At 41.7% G+C, this 17436-nt stretch carries 17 protein-coding genes; 14 read left to right on the top strand and 3 right to left on the bottom strand.

The annotated features are described in order from the left end of the window. From ADI58_RS10215 to tig, 12 genes are all read left to right on the top strand, one after another. Positions 1–718: SHIRT domain-containing protein (locus ADI58_RS10215; protein ID WP_049522509.1), on the top strand; the 718-nt coding region annotated here is incomplete at its 5' end. 174 nt (positions 719–892) lie between these two features. Then, complete coding sequence (gene mvk, locus ADI58_RS10210) at positions 893–1771, top strand: mevalonate kinase (RefSeq protein ID WP_049522508.1); 879 nt, start codon at positions 893–895, stop codon at positions 1769–1771. Further along, a complete protein-coding gene (gene mvaD, locus ADI58_RS10205) occupies positions 1753–2706 on the top strand; it encodes a diphosphomevalonate decarboxylase (RefSeq protein ID WP_049522507.1) in 954 nt (317 codons plus the stop codon). Before mvk ends, mvaD begins: the two co-directional genes overlap by 19 nt. Further along, positions 2693–3700 carry a phosphomevalonate kinase gene (locus tag ADI58_RS10200; RefSeq protein ID WP_049522506.1) on the top strand — a complete coding sequence of 336 codons (1008 nt, stop codon included), beginning with the start codon at positions 2693–2695 and terminating at the stop codon, positions 3698–3700. The genes mvaD and ADI58_RS10200 overlap by 14 nt, the downstream gene beginning before the upstream one ends. Beyond that, a complete protein-coding gene (fni, locus tag ADI58_RS10195; RefSeq protein WP_049522505.1) occupies positions 3684–4694 on the top strand; it encodes a type 2 isopentenyl-diphosphate Delta-isomerase in 1011 nt (336 codons plus the stop codon). The genes ADI58_RS10200 and fni overlap by 17 nt, the downstream gene beginning before the upstream one ends. A 76-nt stretch (positions 4695–4770) precedes the next feature. Then, entirely contained in the window at positions 4771–5469 is a 699-nt protein-coding gene (gene liaF, locus ADI58_RS10190; protein WP_001224649.1) for a cell wall-active antibiotics response protein LiaF, read from the top strand. Then, positions 5466–6461, top strand: a complete 996-nt coding sequence (locus ADI58_RS10185; protein ID WP_049522504.1) for an envelope stress sensor histidine kinase LiaS — start codon at positions 5466–5468, stop codon at positions 6459–6461. The genes liaF and ADI58_RS10185 overlap by 4 nt, the downstream gene beginning before the upstream one ends. A 13-nt stretch (positions 6462–6474) precedes the next feature. Then, positions 6475–7107: a response regulator transcription factor gene (locus ADI58_RS10180; protein ID WP_049522503.1), complete on the top strand. Its 633-nt coding sequence runs from the start codon at positions 6475–6477 to the stop codon at positions 7105–7107. A 279-nt stretch (positions 7108–7386) separates the two neighbouring features. Continuing rightward, complete coding sequence (locus ADI58_RS10175; RefSeq protein ID WP_049522502.1) at positions 7387–8292, top strand: C40 family peptidase; 906 nt, start codon at positions 7387–7389, stop codon at positions 8290–8292. A gap of 88 nt (positions 8293–8380) precedes the next feature. Then, complete coding sequence (locus tag ADI58_RS10170; protein WP_049522501.1) at positions 8381–9562, top strand: N-acetylmuramoyl-L-alanine amidase family protein; 1182 nt, start codon at positions 8381–8383, stop codon at positions 9560–9562. Positions 9563–9651: 89 nt separating this feature from the next. Beyond that, positions 9652–10836: a choline-binding protein C gene (locus ADI58_RS10165; RefSeq protein ID WP_049522500.1), complete on the top strand. Its 1185-nt coding sequence runs from the start codon at positions 9652–9654 to the stop codon at positions 10834–10836. A gap of 221 nt (positions 10837–11057) precedes the next feature. Beyond that, on the top strand, positions 11058–12341 hold the full coding sequence (tig, locus tag ADI58_RS10160; protein ID WP_049522499.1) for a trigger factor: 1284 nt from the start codon (positions 11058–11060) through the stop codon (positions 12339–12341). 47 nt (positions 12342–12388) lie between these two features. Here tig and recD2 read toward each other — a convergent pair whose 3' ends face one another. The 3 genes from recD2 to rnhC all read right to left on the bottom strand — a co-directional run bounded on the left by recD2 (position 12389) and on the right by rnhC (position 16383). Continuing rightward, positions 12389–14755, bottom strand: a complete 2367-nt coding sequence (gene recD2, locus ADI58_RS10155) for an SF1B family DNA helicase RecD2 (protein WP_049522498.1) — start codon at positions 14753–14755, stop codon at positions 12389–12391. Positions 14756–14883: 128 nt separating this feature from the next. Next, the gene (gene lepB, locus ADI58_RS10150; protein WP_004245100.1) at positions 14884–15498 is read right to left on the bottom strand and encodes a signal peptidase I; all 615 of its coding nucleotides are present in this window, start codon (positions 15496–15498) and stop codon (positions 14884–14886) included. 3 nt (positions 15499–15501) lie between these two features. Next, positions 15502–16383: a ribonuclease HIII gene (rnhC, locus tag ADI58_RS10145; RefSeq protein WP_049522497.1), complete on the bottom strand. Its 882-nt coding sequence runs from the start codon at positions 16381–16383 to the stop codon at positions 15502–15504. 86 nt (positions 16384–16469) lie between these two features. Here rnhC and zapA point away from each other — a divergent pair, with 86 nt between their 5' ends. Both zapA and ADI58_RS10135 read left to right on the top strand, forming a co-directional pair. Then, a complete protein-coding gene (gene zapA / locus ADI58_RS10140) occupies positions 16470–16772 on the top strand; it encodes a cell division protein ZapA (protein WP_000002019.1) in 303 nt (100 codons plus the stop codon). After that, positions 16769–17317, top strand: a complete 549-nt coding sequence (locus tag ADI58_RS10135; protein ID WP_049522496.1) for a CvpA family protein — start codon at positions 16769–16771, stop codon at positions 17315–17317. Before zapA ends, ADI58_RS10135 begins: the two co-directional genes overlap by 4 nt. Positions 17318–17436: the final 119 nt, after the last annotated feature.

Raw genomic sequence — 17436 nt, 5'->3', positions numbered from 1 at the left:
AGAGTACGTAGATGCAGAAAACGATGGTAAATGGGTATTCAAGAGCTACGATGCTGAAAATAAAGCAGTAAATAAGGCAGATGTAGAGTTTGTAGGAACATGGGTATTCGAGGCTAATAAATACGGTGTAACATACAAATTCCAAAGTGGAACTGAAGGGAAAGAATTACCGAAGAATATTACCGAATTAACTCCTACAGATAAAAATGAGTATATTAACGGAAAGGAAGTTAAAGCAGAATCTCCAACAAAAACAGATGTGAAGGATGGAAAAGGAAGCTGGGTATTTAAAGGTTATAAAAAAGATACAGAAACAATAAACAAAGCAGATATCCAATTTGTGGGGATTTGGAAATATGTAGAAGAACCAGAACCTACGCCAAATCCGCAGCCAGGACCAAATCCGCAGCCAGGACCAAATCCAAGCCCGGCACCAAGTCCAGCACCAAGTCCAAGCCCGGTACCAAGTCCAAGCCCGGCACCAAGTCCAAGTCCGGCACCAAGTCCAAGTCCAGCACCAAGTCCAAGTCCAGCACCAAACCCAAGTCCGGTACCAAGCCCGACTCCTTCAGAGAATTGGAGTCAAGGAAGTACTGAAGTGTACAAGCAGGATGAACTACCTCAGACAGGTAGTCAACAAGATGAATGGATGGTAGCTCTAGGTGGCTTATCTCTCCTAGGTAGTTTGACGGTATTTTCTAAAAAACGAGAAGAATAGGACCTGCTAGAAATCGTTTAAATAATAAAATGATGGAAATATATCCTTATAATGGGGAAAGCGATTGTGAAGGAAACAATCGCTTTTTTTGTGAAAATATAATAAAATAGATAGGAGAGAATAAATACTTGTATGAGAAGATGAGACGGCTTTTTCGTCTAGCAAAAGGAAAAAATGACAAAAAAAGTTGGTGTCGGTCAGGCACATAGTAAGATTATTTTAATAGGGGAGCATGCGGTCGTTTACGGTTATCCTGCCATTTCCCTGCCTCTTTTGGAGGTAGAGGTGACTTGTAAGGTAGTTCCTGCAGCGAGTCCTTGGCGCCTTTATGAGGAGGATACCTTGTCCATGGCGGTGTATGCTTCACTTGAACATCTAAATATCAAGGATGCTTGTATTCGCTGTGAGATTGACTCGGCTATTCCTGAAAAACGAGGAATGGGTTCATCAGCAGCTATCAGCATAGCGGCCATTCGTGCGGTATTTGACTACTATCAGGCAGAACTGCCTCATGATGTACTAGAAGTTTTGGTCAATCGGGCTGAGATGATTGCCCATATGAATCCAAGTGGTTTGGATGCTAAGACCTGTCTCAGTGACCAGCCTATTCGCTTTATTAAGAATGTAGGATTTACAGAGCTTGAGATGGATTCATCTGCCTATTTGGTGATTGCCGATACGGGCGTTTATGGTCACACTCGTGAAGCCATCCAGGTGGTTCAAAACAAGGGCAAGGATGCCCTACCGTTTTTACATGCCTTGGGGGAATTGACCCAGCAGGCAGAAGATGCGATTTCACAAAAAGATGCTGAAGGACTGGGACAAATCCTTAGTCAAGCGCATTTACATCTAAAAGAAATTGGTGTTAGTAGCCCTGAGGCGGATTCTCTAGTTGAAACGGCTCTTAGCCATGGTGCTCTGGGTGCCAAGATGAGCGGTGGTGGGCTAGGAGGCTGTATCATAGCCTTGGCAACCAATTTGACTCAAGCTCAAGAACTAGCAGAAAGATTAGAAGAGAAAGGAGCTGTTCAGACATGGATAGAGAGCCTGTAACAGTACGTTCCTACGCAAATATTGCTATTATCAAATACTGGGGAAAGAAAAAAGAAAAAGAGATGGTACCTGCTACTAGCAGTATTTCTTTGACTTTGGAAAATATGTACACGGAGACGACTTTGTCATCTCTACCGACGGATGCGACAGCTGATGCCTTTTATATCAATGGTCAGTTACAAAATGAGGCCGAGCATGCCAAGATGAGCAAGATTATTGATCGTTACCGTCCAGCTGGTGAGGGCTTTGTTCGAATTGATACTCAAAATAATATGCCTACCGCAGCTGGCTTGTCCTCAAGTTCTAGTGGTTTGTCCGCCCTGGTCAAGGCTTGCAATGCTTATTTCAAACTTGGTTTGACTCGGAGCCAGTTGGCACAGGAGGCTAAGTTTGCCTCAGGATCTTCCTCTCGGAGTTTTTATGGACCGCTAGGTGCCTGGGATAAGGATAGCGGAGAAATTTACCCTGTAGAGACAGACTTGAAACTAGCTATGATTATGTTGGTACTAGAGGACAAGAAAAAACCAATCTCTAGCCGTGACGGGATGAAACTCTGTGTGGAAACTTCGACGACTTTTGACAACTGGGTACGTCAGTCTGAGAAGGATTATCAGGATATGCTGGTTTACCTCAAAGAAAATGATTTGGCCAAGGTTGGGGAATTAACGGAGAAAAATGCCCTGGCTATGCACGCTACGACCAAAACAGCATCACCAGCCTTTTCTTATCTGACGGATGCAAGCTATGAAGCCATGGACTTTGTCCGCCAGCTTCGTGAGCAAGGGGAAGCCTGCTACTTTACTATGGATGCTGGTCCCAATGTCAAAGTCCTCTGTCAAGAGAAAGACTTGGAGCATTTATCAGAAATCTTCGGTCAACGTTATCGCTTGATTGTGTCAAAAACAAAGGATTTGAGCCAAGATGATTGCTGTTAAAACTTGCGGAAAACTCTATTGGGCAGGGGAATATGCTATTTTAGAGCCAGGGCAGTTGGCCTTGATAAAGGCCATTCCCATCTATATGAAGGGCGAGATTGCTTTTTCTGATAGTTATCGTATCTATTCGGATATGTTTGATTTCGCAGCGGATTTGACGCCAAATCCTGACTATAGCTTGATTCAAGAAACAATTGCTTTAGTGGAAGATTTCCTCGTTTATCGTGGGGAGACCTTGCGACCTTTTTCTTTGGAAATCCGAGGAAAAATGGAACGAGAAGGGAAAAAGTTTGGTCTGGGTTCTAGTGGCAGCGTCGTTGTCTTGGTTGTCAAGGCTTTGCTGGCTCTGTATAAGCTTTTGGTTGATCAGGAGCTCTTGTTCAAGCTGGCTAGCGCGGTCTTGCTCAAGCGCGGAGACAATGGTTCTATGGGGGACCTTGCCTGTATTGTGGCAGAGGAATTGGTTCTTTACCAGTCATTTGATCGCCAGAAGGTGGCTGCTTGGTTGAAAGAAGAAAACTTAGCGACTGTTTTAGAGCGTGATTGGGGCTTTTTAATTTCGCAAGTGAAACCAACTTTAGAATGTGATTTCCTAGTGGGATGGACCAAGGAAGTGGCTGTTTCAAGTCACATGGTCCAGCAAATCAAGCAAAATATCAATCAGAGTTTTTTAAGTTCCTCAAAAGAAACGGTGGCTACTTTGGTAGAAGCTTTGGAGCAAGGAAAAGCCGAAAAAGTTATCAAGGAAGTAGAAGTGGCAAGCAAGCTCTTAGAAGGCTTGAGCCCAGATATTTACACTCCTTCGCTTAGACAGTTGAAAGAAGCTAGTCAAGATCTGCAGGCTGTTGCCAAGAGTAGCGGTGCTGGTGGTGGTGATTGTGGTATTGCCTTGAGTTTTGATGAGCAATCAACTGAAACCCTAAAAAACCGCTGGGCCGATCTGGGGATTGATCTCTTATATCAAGAAAGGATAGGACATGACGACAAATCGTAAGGATGAGCACATCCGCTATGCCCTTGAGCAGAAAAGTTCCTATAATAGCTTTGATGAGGTGGAGCTGATTCATTCTTCCCTGCCTCTTTACAATCTGGATGAAATCGATCTTTCGACAGAATTTGCTGGTCGAAAGTGGGACTTTCCCTTCTATATCAATGCCATGACGGGTGGAAGCGATAAGGGTAGAGAAATCAATCAAAAGCTAGCTCAAGTGGCAGAAACCTGTGGAATTTTGTTTGTGACGGGTTCTTATAGCGCAGCCCTCAAAGATCCAGCAGATGACTCTTTTTCTGTCAAGTCTAGTCATCCTAATCTCCTCCTTGGAACCAATATTGGATTGGACAAGTCTGTCGAGTTAGGACTTCAGACTGTAGAAGAGATGAATCCTGTTCTCTTGCAGGTGCATGTCAATGTCATGCAGGAATTACTCATGCCAGAGGGAGAAAGGAAGTTCAGAAGCTGGCAATCGCATCTAGCAGACTATAGCCAGCAAATCCCTGTTTCTATTGTCCTCAAGGAAGTCGGCTTTGGAATGGATGCCAAGACCATCGAGAGAGCCTATGAATTGGGCGTTCGAGCCTTTGACCTGTCAGGCCGTGGTGGCACCAGCTTTGCCTATATTGAAAACCGTCGCAGTGGTCAGCGTGATTATCTCAATCAATGGGGTCAGTCTACTATGCAAGCCCTTCTCAATGCCCAAGACTGGAAAGACAAGGTCGAACTCTTGGTCAGTGGAGGCGTTCGGAATCCGCTAGATATGATTAAGTGCTTGGTCTTTGGTGCCAAAGCCGTGGGACTGTCTCGAACAGTTCTGGAATTGGTTGAAACCTACACAGTTGAAGAAGTGATTGGCATTGTCCAAGGCTGGAAAGACGATCTGCGTTTGATTATGTGTGCTCTTAATTGTGCCACCATAGCAGATCTGCAAAAAGTAGGCTATCTTCTATATGGAAAATTAAAAGAAGCAAATGATCAGATGAAAAAGGCGTAACCACCGCCTTTTTTCCATCTTTAGACTGAGGTGACTTTTTTGAATTGTGATAAAATAGAAGGGAGAGGATGAACCTATGAGAAAATTTAAAATCTTTTTATTTATCGAAGCCTGTCTGTTGACAGGAGCTCTGATTTTGATGGTATCAGAGCATTTTTCGCGTTTTCTGCTGATTCTATTCCTCTTTTTGCTTTTGATTCGCTATTACACTGGTAAAGAGGGCAATAATCTTCTTTTAGTAGTGGCAACCATTCTCTTCTTTTTCATCGTCATGCTCAATCCTTTTGTGATTCTAGCTATTTTTGTTGCGGTCATCTATAGCCTTTTTCTTCTTTATCCGATGATGAACCAGGAAAAAGAGCAGACCAATTTGGTTTTTGAAGAGGTGGTGACGGTTAAGAAGGAGAAAAATCGTTGGTTTGGAAATCTCCATCATTTTTCAAGCTACCAGACTTGCCAGTTTGATGATATCAATCTCTTTCGCCTTATGGGCAAGGACACTATTCATCTGGAGAGGGTCATCCTAACCAATCATGATAATGTCATTATTCTCAGAAAGATGGTAGGAACGACCAAAATCATTGTACCTGTAGATGTGGAAGTCAGTCTTAGCGTTAACTGTCTCTATGGTGATTTGACTTTTTTCAATCAGCCCAAGCGAGCCCTCCGTAATGAACACTATCATCAAGAAACAAAAGACTATCTCAAGAGTAACAAGAGTGTCAAGATTTTCTTGACCACTATGATTGGCGATGTGGAGGTGGTTAGAGGATGAAAAAACAAGCTTATGTAATCATTGCTCTCACCTCCATTTTGTTTGTATTATTTTTCTCCCACAGCTTGCTGGACATCCTTGACTTTGACTGGTCTATCTTTCTGCACGATGTCGAAAAAACAGAAAAATTTGTCTTTTTGTTGTTGGTATTCAGCGTGTCCATGACCTGTCTCTTAGCCCTGTTTTGGCGAGGTATTGAAGAGCTTTCTCTAAGAAAAATGCAGGCTAATCTCAAGCGTTTGTTGGCAGGGCAAGAAGTGGTTCAGGTTGCAGATCCAGATTTGGATGCCAGTTTCAAGTCCTTGTCAGGTAAACTTAACCTTTTGACAGAAGCTCTTCAAAAGGCTGAAAATCACAGCCTTGCTCAGGAAGAGGAAATCATCGAGAAGGAACGGAAGCGGATTGCTCGGGATTTGCACGATACAGTCAGTCAGGAGTTGTTTGCGGCCCACATGATTTTATCGGGTATCAGTCAGCAGGCTTTGAAATTGGATAGAGAAAAGATGCAGACCCAGTTGCAGAGTGTCACAGCTATTTTAGAAACAGCCCAGAAGGATTTGCGGGTCTTGCTCTTGCATTTGCGACCGGTTGAGCTGGAGCAGAAGAGTCTGGTTGAAGGAATCCAAATTCTCCTAAAAGAGCTTGAGGACAAGAGTGATCTCAAGGTTAGTTTCAAGCAAAATGTGACGAAATTGCCCAAGAAAATCGAGGAGCATATCTTCCGTATCCTGCAAGAGTTGATCAGCAATACCCTCCGCCATGCCCAGGCCTCTTGCTTGGATGTCTACCTCTATCAGACGGATGTTGAATTGCAACTGAAGGTGGTGGACAATGGAATTGGTTTTCAGTTAGGGAGTTTAGATGACTTGAGTTATGGACTACGCAATATCAAGGAGCGGGTTGAAGATATGGCAGGGACGGTTCAGTTATTGACAGCACCCAAGCAAGGGTTGGCAGTTGATATCCGTATTCCCCTGATTGATAAGGAATGATAAAGGAGTAAAGATGAAAATTTTACTAGTAGATGACCACGAAATGGTCCGATTGGGCTTGAAAAGCTACTTTGACCTCCAAGACGATGTAGAAGTTGTGGGCGAGGCGGCAAACGGGTCTCAAGGTATTGACTTGGCCTTGGAATTGCGTCCAGATGTCATTGTCATGGATATTGTTATGCCTGAGATAAATGGGATTGACGCGACCTTGGCCATCCTTAAAGAATGGCCTGAAGCCAAGATTTTGATTGTGACTTCGTACTTGGACAATGAAAAAATCATGCCCGTCTTAGATGCAGGTGCTCGTGGCTATATGCTCAAGACTTCTAGTGCCGACGAACTACTCCATGCCGTCCGTAAGGTGGCTGCTGGCGAGTTGGCCATTGAGCAAGAGGTCAGCAAGAAGGTCGAGTACCACCGCAATCACATAGAACTACATGAGGACTTGACTGCGCGTGAGCGAGATGTTCTCCAACTCATCGCCAAGGGCTACGAAAATCAGCGTATCGCAGACGAACTTTTTATCTCTCTCAAGACGGTCAAGACCCACGTGTCCAACATTCTCGCCAAACTTGAAGTCAGCGATCGTACCCAGGCTGCAGTCTATGCCTTTCAGCACCACTTGGTGGGGCATGAAGACTTTTAATAGTTATGTAAAAATAATATTGGAGAAATGATTTGATTTAGTATCAAAGAAGCGAGTAAGTACCTCTAGCGTGATAAAATAATTTTTTCACAATATTTTTATGTTATTTGTTGACATTCATTTTATAGGGGAGTAGAATAGAGTTATAAACAGATAAAATAATATATTGACTATAAAAAGATTGATATAAACTCAAAAGGAGGTTAAAATCATGTCCCCGTAAACTATTAAAATAAGGTCACTAGAGCGTTAAGGAATTTTGAAGAAAGGATTTTTGTCATGAAAAAATATATTACTTATGCAGCTTTATTACTTACTTCAGGAGCTTTGTTATCAACTACTTATGTAGTTAATGCAGAAACTACAACGTCTACCACTAAAGTGACTACATCACAAACAACTTCACAGTATACAAGCGAAAAAGAAGCAATTGATCAACTTGTTAAAGAAGGTAAAATTAAGGTTGAAGATGCAGAACAAGTTAAGTTGGTAGGATTTTCTCCTAGAGAATTAACTCAAGTAGAAGGCAATCAAGAAAAAATAGCATTTAATCAAAATAGAGATGGTAAAGGAACCTGGATGCAAACAGATGGCCGCTGGTGGTTCAAATATACTTCAGGTGGGTATGCTAAACATTGGGAATTGTTAGATGAGAAATGGTATTATTTTGATGATCAAGGTTGGATGAAATCAAATGAGTGGATTAACCCAGATGGTAATTGGTACTATCTTTCAAATGACGGTTCCATGCTAACTGATTACAATAGAGTTAATGGGAAACCTTATTTCTTCAGATCTAACGGTGTTTGCGTAGAAAATAAGGGTCAGGCAATTGCTGAATATGCAGAAACCTTTATAGGTTCATTACCTTATCAATATGGAGCAGCTACATTAAATAAGAGTATCGGTGCTGATTGTTCTGGATTCACTCAAGCAATTCATGCCTGCTTTGATATTTATATTAGGAGAACTTCTTACGAGCAAGCTGTAGATGGAAGTTATGTATCTCATGGTAGTGAAGAAATTGGTGATTTAATGTTTTATAGTTATAATAAAACAAACGATCATGTAGGTATTTATGTCGGAAATGGCCGAATTGTGAATGAACCTGATGAAAAACAAATGGCGTCATATGCTAACTCATCTGCTATGCCATATTCAGTCAGTAGAAGATATTGGGAATAAGGACTTTATTTCATCTCTTTAAGAGTGTTATAAAAAAGATGGTTAAACTAACTCTATCTCTCAGTTTCAATTCGTGGAGGAAATGGCTATGAAAAAATCTAAATTACTCACACTTGGTTTGCTTGTAGGTGCTGGTCTACTTTTATCTATCAACCAAGCACAGGCTGCAGATACTTGGGTAAAAAATGGTGCTGACTGGAATCTTTCTCAAGATGGCAGTCTTGCTAAAAATAAATGGGTACAAAATGCTGGTTATTGGTACCACTTTGACGGTTCTGGGAAAATGCAGACAGGCTGGCTCAAAGACGGTAACACTTGGTATTCCCTAGCAGATAGTGGCGCTATGCGTACTGGCTGGTACAAGGAAGGAAATACATGGTACTCCCTAGCAGATAGTGGTGCCATGCGTACTGGCTGGTACAAAGAAGGGTCTACATGGTACTATCTCAAAGACAGTGGAGCTATGGCAACAGGATGGGCAACTGCAAATGGTCAATGGTCTTACTTTGAAAAATCAGGTGCAATGGTCGCAGACAGAGCTGTTCCAGCCAGTGATGGGGAAAGTTATGTAATTGGTAAGGATGGATATCTGTTAACCAAACTCCCAAGTCAGGTTGAACAATCTCAAGCGGATGATACAATTATCACAAATATTGTTACTTTGTCTGATGGATATGATTATCATCTTATTCATAGAAAAGATGGAGTCATTGTTGAAAAGAATGCCTGGTACATCAAACCAGAGTTTAAAAAGTTTTCTAATAAATATGGGGATCACGTGTCAAATACGATGTTGGCTTTAACAGATAATAAAGATCAAGGACAGGAAATTGATCCTAAAGCTGTTATAAAGAATTTCCAAAACTTACCAAACAGGTATTACTTTGGGGCAGATGGTCGTCGAGTAACAAATTTACCAGAAATGACTACCTATTCAGAGATTAAAAAAGTTGGAAATGATGTCTATCTAGAAAATCCAGGTGCACGACTTTTTCTTGGAGCTACCAGCTTCACAATCAATAATAATAAACTATATTACTTAGATGGTGCTAATGACAAACTCAAAACAGGTTATTTTGCATTGATTGATGATAGACCAAGCTATCATCACTATCATATTCTTGTTTATGCAGACCAATCTGGTGAAATTCTTAAAATGAAACGATTGCCAACAGGAATTTCAGATTATCTTAATAAAGAAATTGACGGTTTCTACGGTCAAACTGTTAAAATCGATAGTAAGACAGGAAATGTTTCTGTTGTGAAATAAACTATCTGACATAGCAAAAAGAAAAAAGCGAACAGTTTCGTTTACTAGGAAGTCATGTTCATTTCACTATAGAACAGGAGGAAATGGCTATGAAAAAATCTAAACTACTTACACTTGGTTTACTTGCAGGTGCTGGTCTACTTTTGTCTATCAATCAAGCACAGGCTGCAGATACTTGGGTTAAAAATGGTTCTGACTGGAATCTTTCTCAAGATGGCAGTCTCGCTAAAAATAAATGGGTACAAAACGCTGGTTCTTGGTATCACTTCGATGGTTCTGGTAAAATGCAGACGGGCTGGCTCAAAGACAGCAATACCTGGTACTCACTAGCAGATAGCGGGGCTATGCGTACTGGATGGTACAAGGAAGGTAACACATGGTACTCACTAGCAGATAGTGGTGCTATGCGCACAGGTTGGTACAAAGAAGGATCTACTTGGTACTATCTTCATTTTAGTGGTTCTATGATGACAGGTTGGGTGTTCATAGATGGTAATTGGTATTATTTTGAACAATCAGGTGCAATGGCCTCTGATAGAGTTGTAAATTCTAGTGATGGTACAGGCTATATTCTCAGCAAGGATGGCCATATGTTCACTTTACAAAATAGCCCTTATAAAAATGGTGACATTGTTCGTTTAGGTGATGGATATGAATATCTGATTACAGCAAAATTTGACGGAAATAACTTTACTGATGTTATCGTGGATAAAAACACTTGGTATATCAAACCTGAGTTCAAGAAGTTTTCCGACAAATATGGGGATCAAGTTTCCAATACGATGTTGGCTTTAGTGGATAATAAAGAAGAAGGACAAGAAATTGATCCTAAGGCTGTTATTCGTAATTTCCAAAATCTACCAGGTCGATATTACTTTGGAGCAGATGGTCGTAGAGTATTACCACTTCCAGAGATGACAACTAGATCAGAAATCAAAAAAGTTGGTAATGATCTTTATCTAGAAGACCCAGGTGTACGACTTAGACTTCCATCTACTGACTTCACCATCAATAACAATAAATTATACTATTTAGATGGAGCTAATGGTAAGCTTAAAACAGGTTACTTTGTATTGATTGATGACGGTATGTCTACAACCCACTATCATTTCCTTGTATATGCAGACCAATCTGGTGAGGTTCTTAAGATGAAACGCTTGCCATCAAGATTTTCAGATTATTTTGACAAAGAAATCGATGGTTTCTATGGTCAAAAAATTAAGATTACACAGCCAAATAAGTATGAATATTACAAGGTTCTTGTGGTTAAATAATACAAAACGAATCGCCTAATGAGGGATGTGTGGGCGATTCGTTTTTTACTGTAATCAGCCATCATTAAGCATCTTTTATAAGATTATATTCGAAACCTAAAGAAAACTAAGAAGAAACCGTACCTCCCCTATCATTGAAAAGCGCATTCGTTACTTGAAAAAAGTCGCCCATTTATGTTATAATAGACTGTATTTAAAAAATTTTAAGGAGAAATGACAGAATGTCTGTATCATTTGAAAACAAAGAAACAAACCGTGGTGTCTTGACTTTCACTATCTCTCAAGACCAAATCAAACCAGAATTGGACCGTGTCTTCAACTCAGTGAAGAAATCTCTTAATGTTCCAGGTTTCCGTAAAGGTCACCTTCCACGTCCTATCTTCGACAAAAAATTTGGTGAAGAGTCACTTTACCAAGACGTTATGAACGCTCTTTTGCCAAACGCTTATGAAGCAGCTGTAAAAGAAGCTGGTCTTGAAGTCGTTGCGCAACCAAAAATTGACGTGACTTCAATGGAAAAAGGTCAAGACTGGGTTATCACTGCTGAAGTCGTTACAAAACCTGAAGTAAAATTGGGTGACTACAAAAACCTTGAAGTATCAGTAGATGTAGAAAAAGAAGTAACTGACGCTGACGTTGAAGAGCGTATCGAACGCGAACGCAACAACTTGGCTGAATTGGTTATCAAAGAAGCTGCTGCTGAAAACGGCGACACTGTTGTCATCGACTTCGTTGGTTCTATCGACGGTGTTGAATTTGATGGTGGAAAAGGTGAAAACTTCTCACTTGGACTTGGTTCAGGTCAATTCATCCCTGGTTTCGAAGACCAATTGGTAGGTCACTCAGCTGGTGAAACTGTTGACGTTATCGTAACATTCCCAGAAGACTACCAAGCAGAAGACCTTGCAGGTAAAGAAGCTAAATTCGTGACAACTATCCACGAAGTAAAAGCTAAAGAAGTTCCAGCTCTTGACGATGAGCTTGCAAAAGACATCGATGAAGAAGTTGAAACACTTGCTGAATTGAAAGAAAAATACCGTAATGAATTGGCTGCTGCTAAAGAAGAAGCTTACAAAGATGCAGTTGAAGGTGCAGCAATTGATAAAGCTGTAGAAAACGCTGAAATCGTAGAACTTCCAGAAGAAATGATTCACGAAGAAGTTCACCGCTCAGTAAACGAATTCCTTGGAAACTTGCAACGTCAAGGTATCAACCCTGACATGTACTTCCAAATCACTGGAACTACTCAAGAAGACCTTCACAACCAATACCAAGCAGAAGCTGAGTCACGTACTAAGACTAACCTTGTTATCGAAGCAGTTGCCAAAGCTGAAGGATTTGATGCTTCAGAAGAAGAAATCAAAAAAGAAGTTGAGCAATTGGCAGCAGACTACAACATGGAAGTTGCACAAGTACAAAGCTTGCTTTCAGCTGATATGTTGAAACACGATATCACAATCAAAAAAGCTGTTGAATTGATTACAAGCACAGCAACAGTTAAATAATCTTAATAAACAAAAAACCCACCTGATTAGGTGGGTTTTCTGATGCACTATTTTCCAAAAATCTCTTTGAGATCTGCTTCTGTAATCCCAATCATGGCGGGGATGCTGTCCCAGTTTTCTTCTGTCAGGATGTAGGATTGTTCAGATGCACTTGATGTGGCAGTTTCTGAGACAGTTTGTTGCTTTTCTTCAACATTCTCCAATAAATCACTGAAGCGTTCAATCAGATAGGTTTTTCGGGCAGTTCCGATATGTTGGGTAGCATAGTCAAAGGCTTGTAATTCGCCTAGTAAGATAAGCTTGCTTTTGGCGCGTGTAATGGCTGTATAGATGAGATTTCGCTCCAGCATACGCCTGCTAGCACTGGTGATAGGTAGGATGACAACAGGGAACTCACTGCCCTGGGACTTATGGATGCTCATGGCATAGGCCAGGCGAATCTTGTACCATTCGTTACGTGGATAAGAGACCTCGTTGCCATCAAAATCAATGACAATCTCGTCTTGTTTAGACTCGGTATATTTACCAGGAATCAGGTCTGTGATAGCTCCCAAATCTCCATTAAAGACATTGATTTCAGCATCGTTGACCAAATGAATGACCTTGTCTCCCTTACGATAGTGGCACTGGGGAGCTTCAAAACTGAGTTGATCTTTTTGTGGTGGGTTCAGGAGGTCTTGCATGAGCTGGTTGATGGCATCAATCCCTGCTGTCCCTCGGTACATGGGAGCTAGAACTTGGATATCACGGGGAGGGATGCCACTTCTGAGGGCTGCGCCTAAGATCTTTTCAATGGTAGCAGGAATATGGCCACTAGCAATTTCAAAGTAGGAACGGTCAGCTTTTTTCTGGGTGAAATCAGCTGGCAAGATGCCCTGTCGAATTTGACTAGCTAGGGTGACGATGGTTGATTCTTCGCTTTGCCGATAAATTTTTTCCAAGCGAGTCTGAGGAATCAAGGGAATATGAAGCAGATCCGCTAGAACCTGTCCAGGGCTGACAGACGGTAGCTGGTCGCTGTCACCCACGATGAGGATTTTACTGTTAGAAGAGATGTTGGAGAAGAGTTGATTGGCCAACCAAGTATCCACCATGGAAAATTCATCTACGATGATAAAGTCAGCATCCAGATAATCTTCCAGATGACTGGTATCATCGTCACCTGTCATTCCTAAATGTCGGTGTATGGTCGCGCTAGGCAAGCCTGTCAATTCATTCATGCGCCGAGCTGCTCGTCCAGTTGGAGCAGCAAGAAGAATGGGCAGGTTGCTTTTTTTCCTGAGGTCAAGTCCTTCTAAAAGGGCATAAACAGCGATGATCCCATTGATAACAGTTGTCTTACCAGTACCAGGTCCACCTGTCAGAATAAAGACCTTGTTCTGGATAGCATCACAGATAGCTTGTTTTTGAATGATATCATACTCAATTCCAAGCTCTTCCTCGACAGTAGTGATATGTTTTTGAATGGTTTCTAAATCCTGGCTCTTCTGTTTTCCTTTTTCAAGGATACGGACCAAGTGACTGCGGATACCTTCCTCAGCGAAAAAGAGGCTGTTGTCAAAAATCTTGGTATCAATCTGCTGAACCTTGTCTTCTTCGATCAGGTAGGAGAGTTCTTGGGCAACTTGGCTGGGATCCAGTTCTACGGGGCGGGAAGACTCAAGGAGAGTAAGGGTTTGTTCTAGCAAATCCCGTGCTTCAACATAGGTATCCCCTGTTTCCATACAGGCTTGAAAAAGACTGTGAACTAGACCGGCGCGGAAGCGTTCAGGAGCCTGACTTTCGATGCCTAGTTCTTCCGCTAATTGGTCAGCAATAGTAAAGCCCAAACCCTTGATATCCTCGACCAGCTGATAGGGATAATTTTCAACCACATCAAGGGTTTCTTCCTTGTAAAAGTCTTGAATTTGAAAGGCTAGTTTATTGGGAATGCCGTAGTTGGCTAGTTTGGCTAAAACCATCTCCGTTCCGTAGTTGAGACGAAGAGTGGAGACGAAAGCCTCGCGATTTTTGGCAGATAGTCCTGCGATGCCTTCTAACTTTTCTGGGTGTTGCAGAATTTCGTCAATGGTATTGTCGCCATAGGTGTCGACGATTTTCTGAGCCGTCTTGAGACCAATTCCCTTGAAATGACTACTTGAAAAGTACTTGACCAAGCCCTTACTAGTTGGTTTTGCGCGTTCATACCGGCTGATTTGCAGTTGCTCCCCATACTTGGAGTGCTGGACAATTTGCCCCCAAAATGTATAGTCTTCTCCCTCAATCACGTCAGCCATGGTACCGGTGACAATAATTTCAAAATCATCAAAATCTTCTGCGTCTGTATCTTCGATTTCTAGGAGGAGGATACGATAAAAATTGCTGGGATTTTCAAAAATAATCCGTTCAATGGTTCCTGAAAAATAAACTTCCATAAGATTCCTTTGCATAAATAGGTGAGAACTGGGGTTGTTTCTATCCTAGTTAGACTGGGTAGTGAATAATCATCTTCTCACGATAGAAGAAGAGGCTGAGATTGCTGATTCTCGGCCTCTTCGATTTCTTAAAATGTTCCGATACGGGTGATTGGCCAGAAGCGGAATTTAGCTTCCCCTGTGATATCTTTTGCTTTAAATGTACCTACGTGACGGCTGTCGCTCGAAACCAAGCGGTCGTCTCCGAGGAGAAGGTATTCTCCTTCTGGGACAGTAAAGCTAAAGTTGGTATTGTAGTTGACATCAACTGTGAAGGCTTGGGCTTTTTCAGCAATACTTCTAAAGAAAGTTCCTTTATTTCCTTCAAAGCCCTTGCCTGAGTAGGTGCTTTGGAGTTTGTCATCTTTGAAACGTTTGATATAGTCAGCTAGATAAGGTTCATCTGTCTCTTTGTCATTGATGTAAAGTTTATCGTTTTCGTAACGGATAGTGTCGCCAGGCATTCCAATCACGCGCTTGACGATGTCCTTATTGCCATCTTCCTCATGGGCAACCACGATATCAAAACGGTCAATAGGGAGGTGTTTGACAACAAAGAGGATTTCGCCATCCGCTAGGGTAGGATCCATGGAATGCCCTTCTACGCGGACATTACTCCAAAAAAAGATACGACTTAAAGCTAGTAATGACAGAATCAGGAGGAACAATCCCCACTCTTTTAGGAAATTTTTAAATGAATTCATAATTTACCTTTCTAAGCGTTTTTTCGCTTTTTCAGTATTTTTAAAGTGCAATTTGGCGCAGAAATTGAGTCCCTGCATACCATAGGCTTGTAAAATCTGGCTAGCTACCTTATCAGAAGCCGTTCCAGCTCCACTTGGAAGTTGATAGCCCAGTTCTCGTCCTAGATTTTCAAGATTTTCCAGAAAGAGATCACGCGCGATTATAGAAGAGACTGCGACAGCCAAGTATTTGCCCTCAGCCTTTTCTTCTAAGCTGATCGGATTGCTGAAACGATTGGCCTCTTGTGCCAAGTACTTGTCATAATTTTTAGCACTGGTAAAGGCATCAATCACAATTTTCTCAGGCTGAATGCCTTTTTGAAGAAGGAGATAGATAGCCTGGTTATGGAGGGCTACCTTAACAGAAACAGCATTGTAGCGGTCTCCGATGACCTCGTTGTACTTGCTTGGTGAGAGAAGCAGTGCTTGATGCTGGATCTTTTCCTTGAGCATAGGGGCAATCTGACGAATCTTTTGGTCGGTCAGAGTTTTAGAATCTCCCACACCGAGTTTTCGTAAAAAGTCGTGCTGGTCAGGTGTGACAAAGGAAGCCACAACTGCAAGCCCACCAAAGTAGGAACCATTTCCCACCTCATCTGTCCCAATTAAAGGGAGATTTTGTCCGCTGGTTTGCTCTACAGCTTGATAGCCAAAGAAACGAGTGTATTTCTCAGCCCCTTCGCCCTGAAGCAAGACCTTTCCAGAAGTATAGATAGAAACCGTTGCTTGAGGTAGTCTCAAAAAGTAGCGGATATAGGGATTCTTACTGGGAGCCAGACTGGTTTGATAGTGTTCAAGAAAAGCCTGAATCTCCTTTTCACTTGGTGTGAGTGTTATACTTGCCATAGTTTCTATTGTACCACAAAAGCAGGCAAATTTGTAAAAACTGACAAAATTAGCGAATTTTGGTATAATATCGTGAGGTGAATTTTATGGCAAATCTAAATCGATTCAAATTTACATTCGGGAAAAAATCATTAACCTTGACAAGCGAGCATGATAATCTCTTTATGGAGGAAATCGCTAAGGTTGCGACAGAAAAATACCAAGCAATTAAAGAACAAATGCCTAGTGCAGATGATGAAACCATCGCTCTTTTGTTGGCAGTCAACTGTTTGTCAACTCAACTCAGCCGTGAGATTGAATTTGACGATAAGGAGCAAGAATTAGAAGAACTCCGTCACAAGCTTGTGACTTGTAAGCAAGAACAGAGCAAGATTGAGGATTCCTTATGATTTCACTCCTTCTTCTATTGGTCTTGGCTTGGGGATTTTATATCGGCTATCGGAGAGGCTTGCTCTTACAGGTTTATTACCTGATTTCAGCCCTGGCATCGGCTTTTATGGCTGGCCAGTTTTACAAGGGGCTTGGAGAGCAATTCCATTTACTACTCCCTTATGCAAATCCGCAGGAAGGTCAGGGGACTTTCTTCTTCCCATCGGATCAACTCTTTCAGTTGGATAAGGTCTTTTACGCAGGTATCGGCTACTTGCTTGTATTTGGGATTGTCTATAGCATCGGTCGTTTACTTGGTCTCTTGTTACACTTACTTCCTAGTAAAAAACTGGGTGGCAAGTTGTTCCAAGTTTCAGCAGGTATCTTGTCCATGTTGGTGACCTTATTTGTCTTGCAAATGGCCTTGACTATTTTAGCGACCATTCCCATGGCGGCTATACAAAATCCTCTTGAAAAGAGTATCGTCGCAAAACACATCATCCAGAGCATACCAGTAACAACCAGTTGGCTCAAACAAATCTGGGTGACAAATTTAATCGGATAAAAAGGGCAGGAATTTTCCTAGCCCTTTGTTTACAGATTTGATTGAATGTAAAAAGTTACTACACCTAATACTCAATGAAAATCAAAGAGCAAACTAGGAAGCTAGCCGCAGGCTGTACT

The organism is Streptococcus mitis, from assembly GCF_001074635.1.
GTDB classification, from domain to species: Bacteria; Bacillota; Bacilli; order Lactobacillales; family Streptococcaceae; genus Streptococcus; species Streptococcus mitis_E.
Note: the sequence above shows the minus strand (reverse complement) of the source record. Positions and strands in the feature narration are given on the sequence as shown.

Coding starts and splice junctions, on each gene's coding strand:
- mvk (WP_049522508.1), top strand. CDS start 893: ATGACAAAAAAAGTTGGTGTCGGTCAGGCACATAGTAAGATTATTTTA.
- mvaD (WP_049522507.1), top strand. CDS start 1,753: ATGGATAGAGAGCCTGTAACAGTACGTTCCTACGCAAATATTGCTATT.
- ADI58_RS10200 (WP_049522506.1), top strand. CDS start 2,693: ATGATTGCTGTTAAAACTTGCGGAAAACTCTATTGGGCAGGGGAATAT.
- fni (WP_049522505.1), top strand. CDS start 3,684: ATGACGACAAATCGTAAGGATGAGCACATCCGCTATGCCCTTGAGCAG.
- liaF (WP_001224649.1), top strand. CDS start 4,771: ATGAGAAAATTTAAAATCTTTTTATTTATCGAAGCCTGTCTGTTGACA.
- ADI58_RS10185 (WP_049522504.1), top strand. CDS start 5,466: ATGAAAAAACAAGCTTATGTAATCATTGCTCTCACCTCCATTTTGTTT.
- ADI58_RS10180 (WP_049522503.1), top strand. CDS start 6,475: ATGAAAATTTTACTAGTAGATGACCACGAAATGGTCCGATTGGGCTTG.
- ADI58_RS10175 (WP_049522502.1), top strand. CDS start 7,387: ATGAAAAAATATATTACTTATGCAGCTTTATTACTTACTTCAGGAGCT.
- ADI58_RS10170 (WP_049522501.1), top strand. CDS start 8,381: ATGAAAAAATCTAAATTACTCACACTTGGTTTGCTTGTAGGTGCTGGT.
- ADI58_RS10165 (WP_049522500.1), top strand. CDS start 9,652: ATGAAAAAATCTAAACTACTTACACTTGGTTTACTTGCAGGTGCTGGT.
- tig (WP_049522499.1), top strand. CDS start 11,058: ATGTCTGTATCATTTGAAAACAAAGAAACAAACCGTGGTGTCTTGACT.
- recD2 (WP_049522498.1), bottom strand. CDS start 14,755: ATGGAAGTTTATTTTTCAGGAACCATTGAACGGATTATTTTTGAAAAT.
- lepB (WP_004245100.1), bottom strand. CDS start 15,498: ATGAATTCATTTAAAAATTTCCTAAAAGAGTGGGGATTGTTCCTCCTG.
- rnhC (WP_049522497.1), bottom strand. CDS start 16,383: ATGGCAAGTATAACACTCACACCAAGTGAAAAGGAGATTCAGGCTTTT.
- zapA (WP_000002019.1), top strand. CDS start 16,470: ATGGCAAATCTAAATCGATTCAAATTTACATTCGGGAAAAAATCATTA.
- ADI58_RS10135 (WP_049522496.1), top strand. CDS start 16,769: ATGATTTCACTCCTTCTTCTATTGGTCTTGGCTTGGGGATTTTATATC.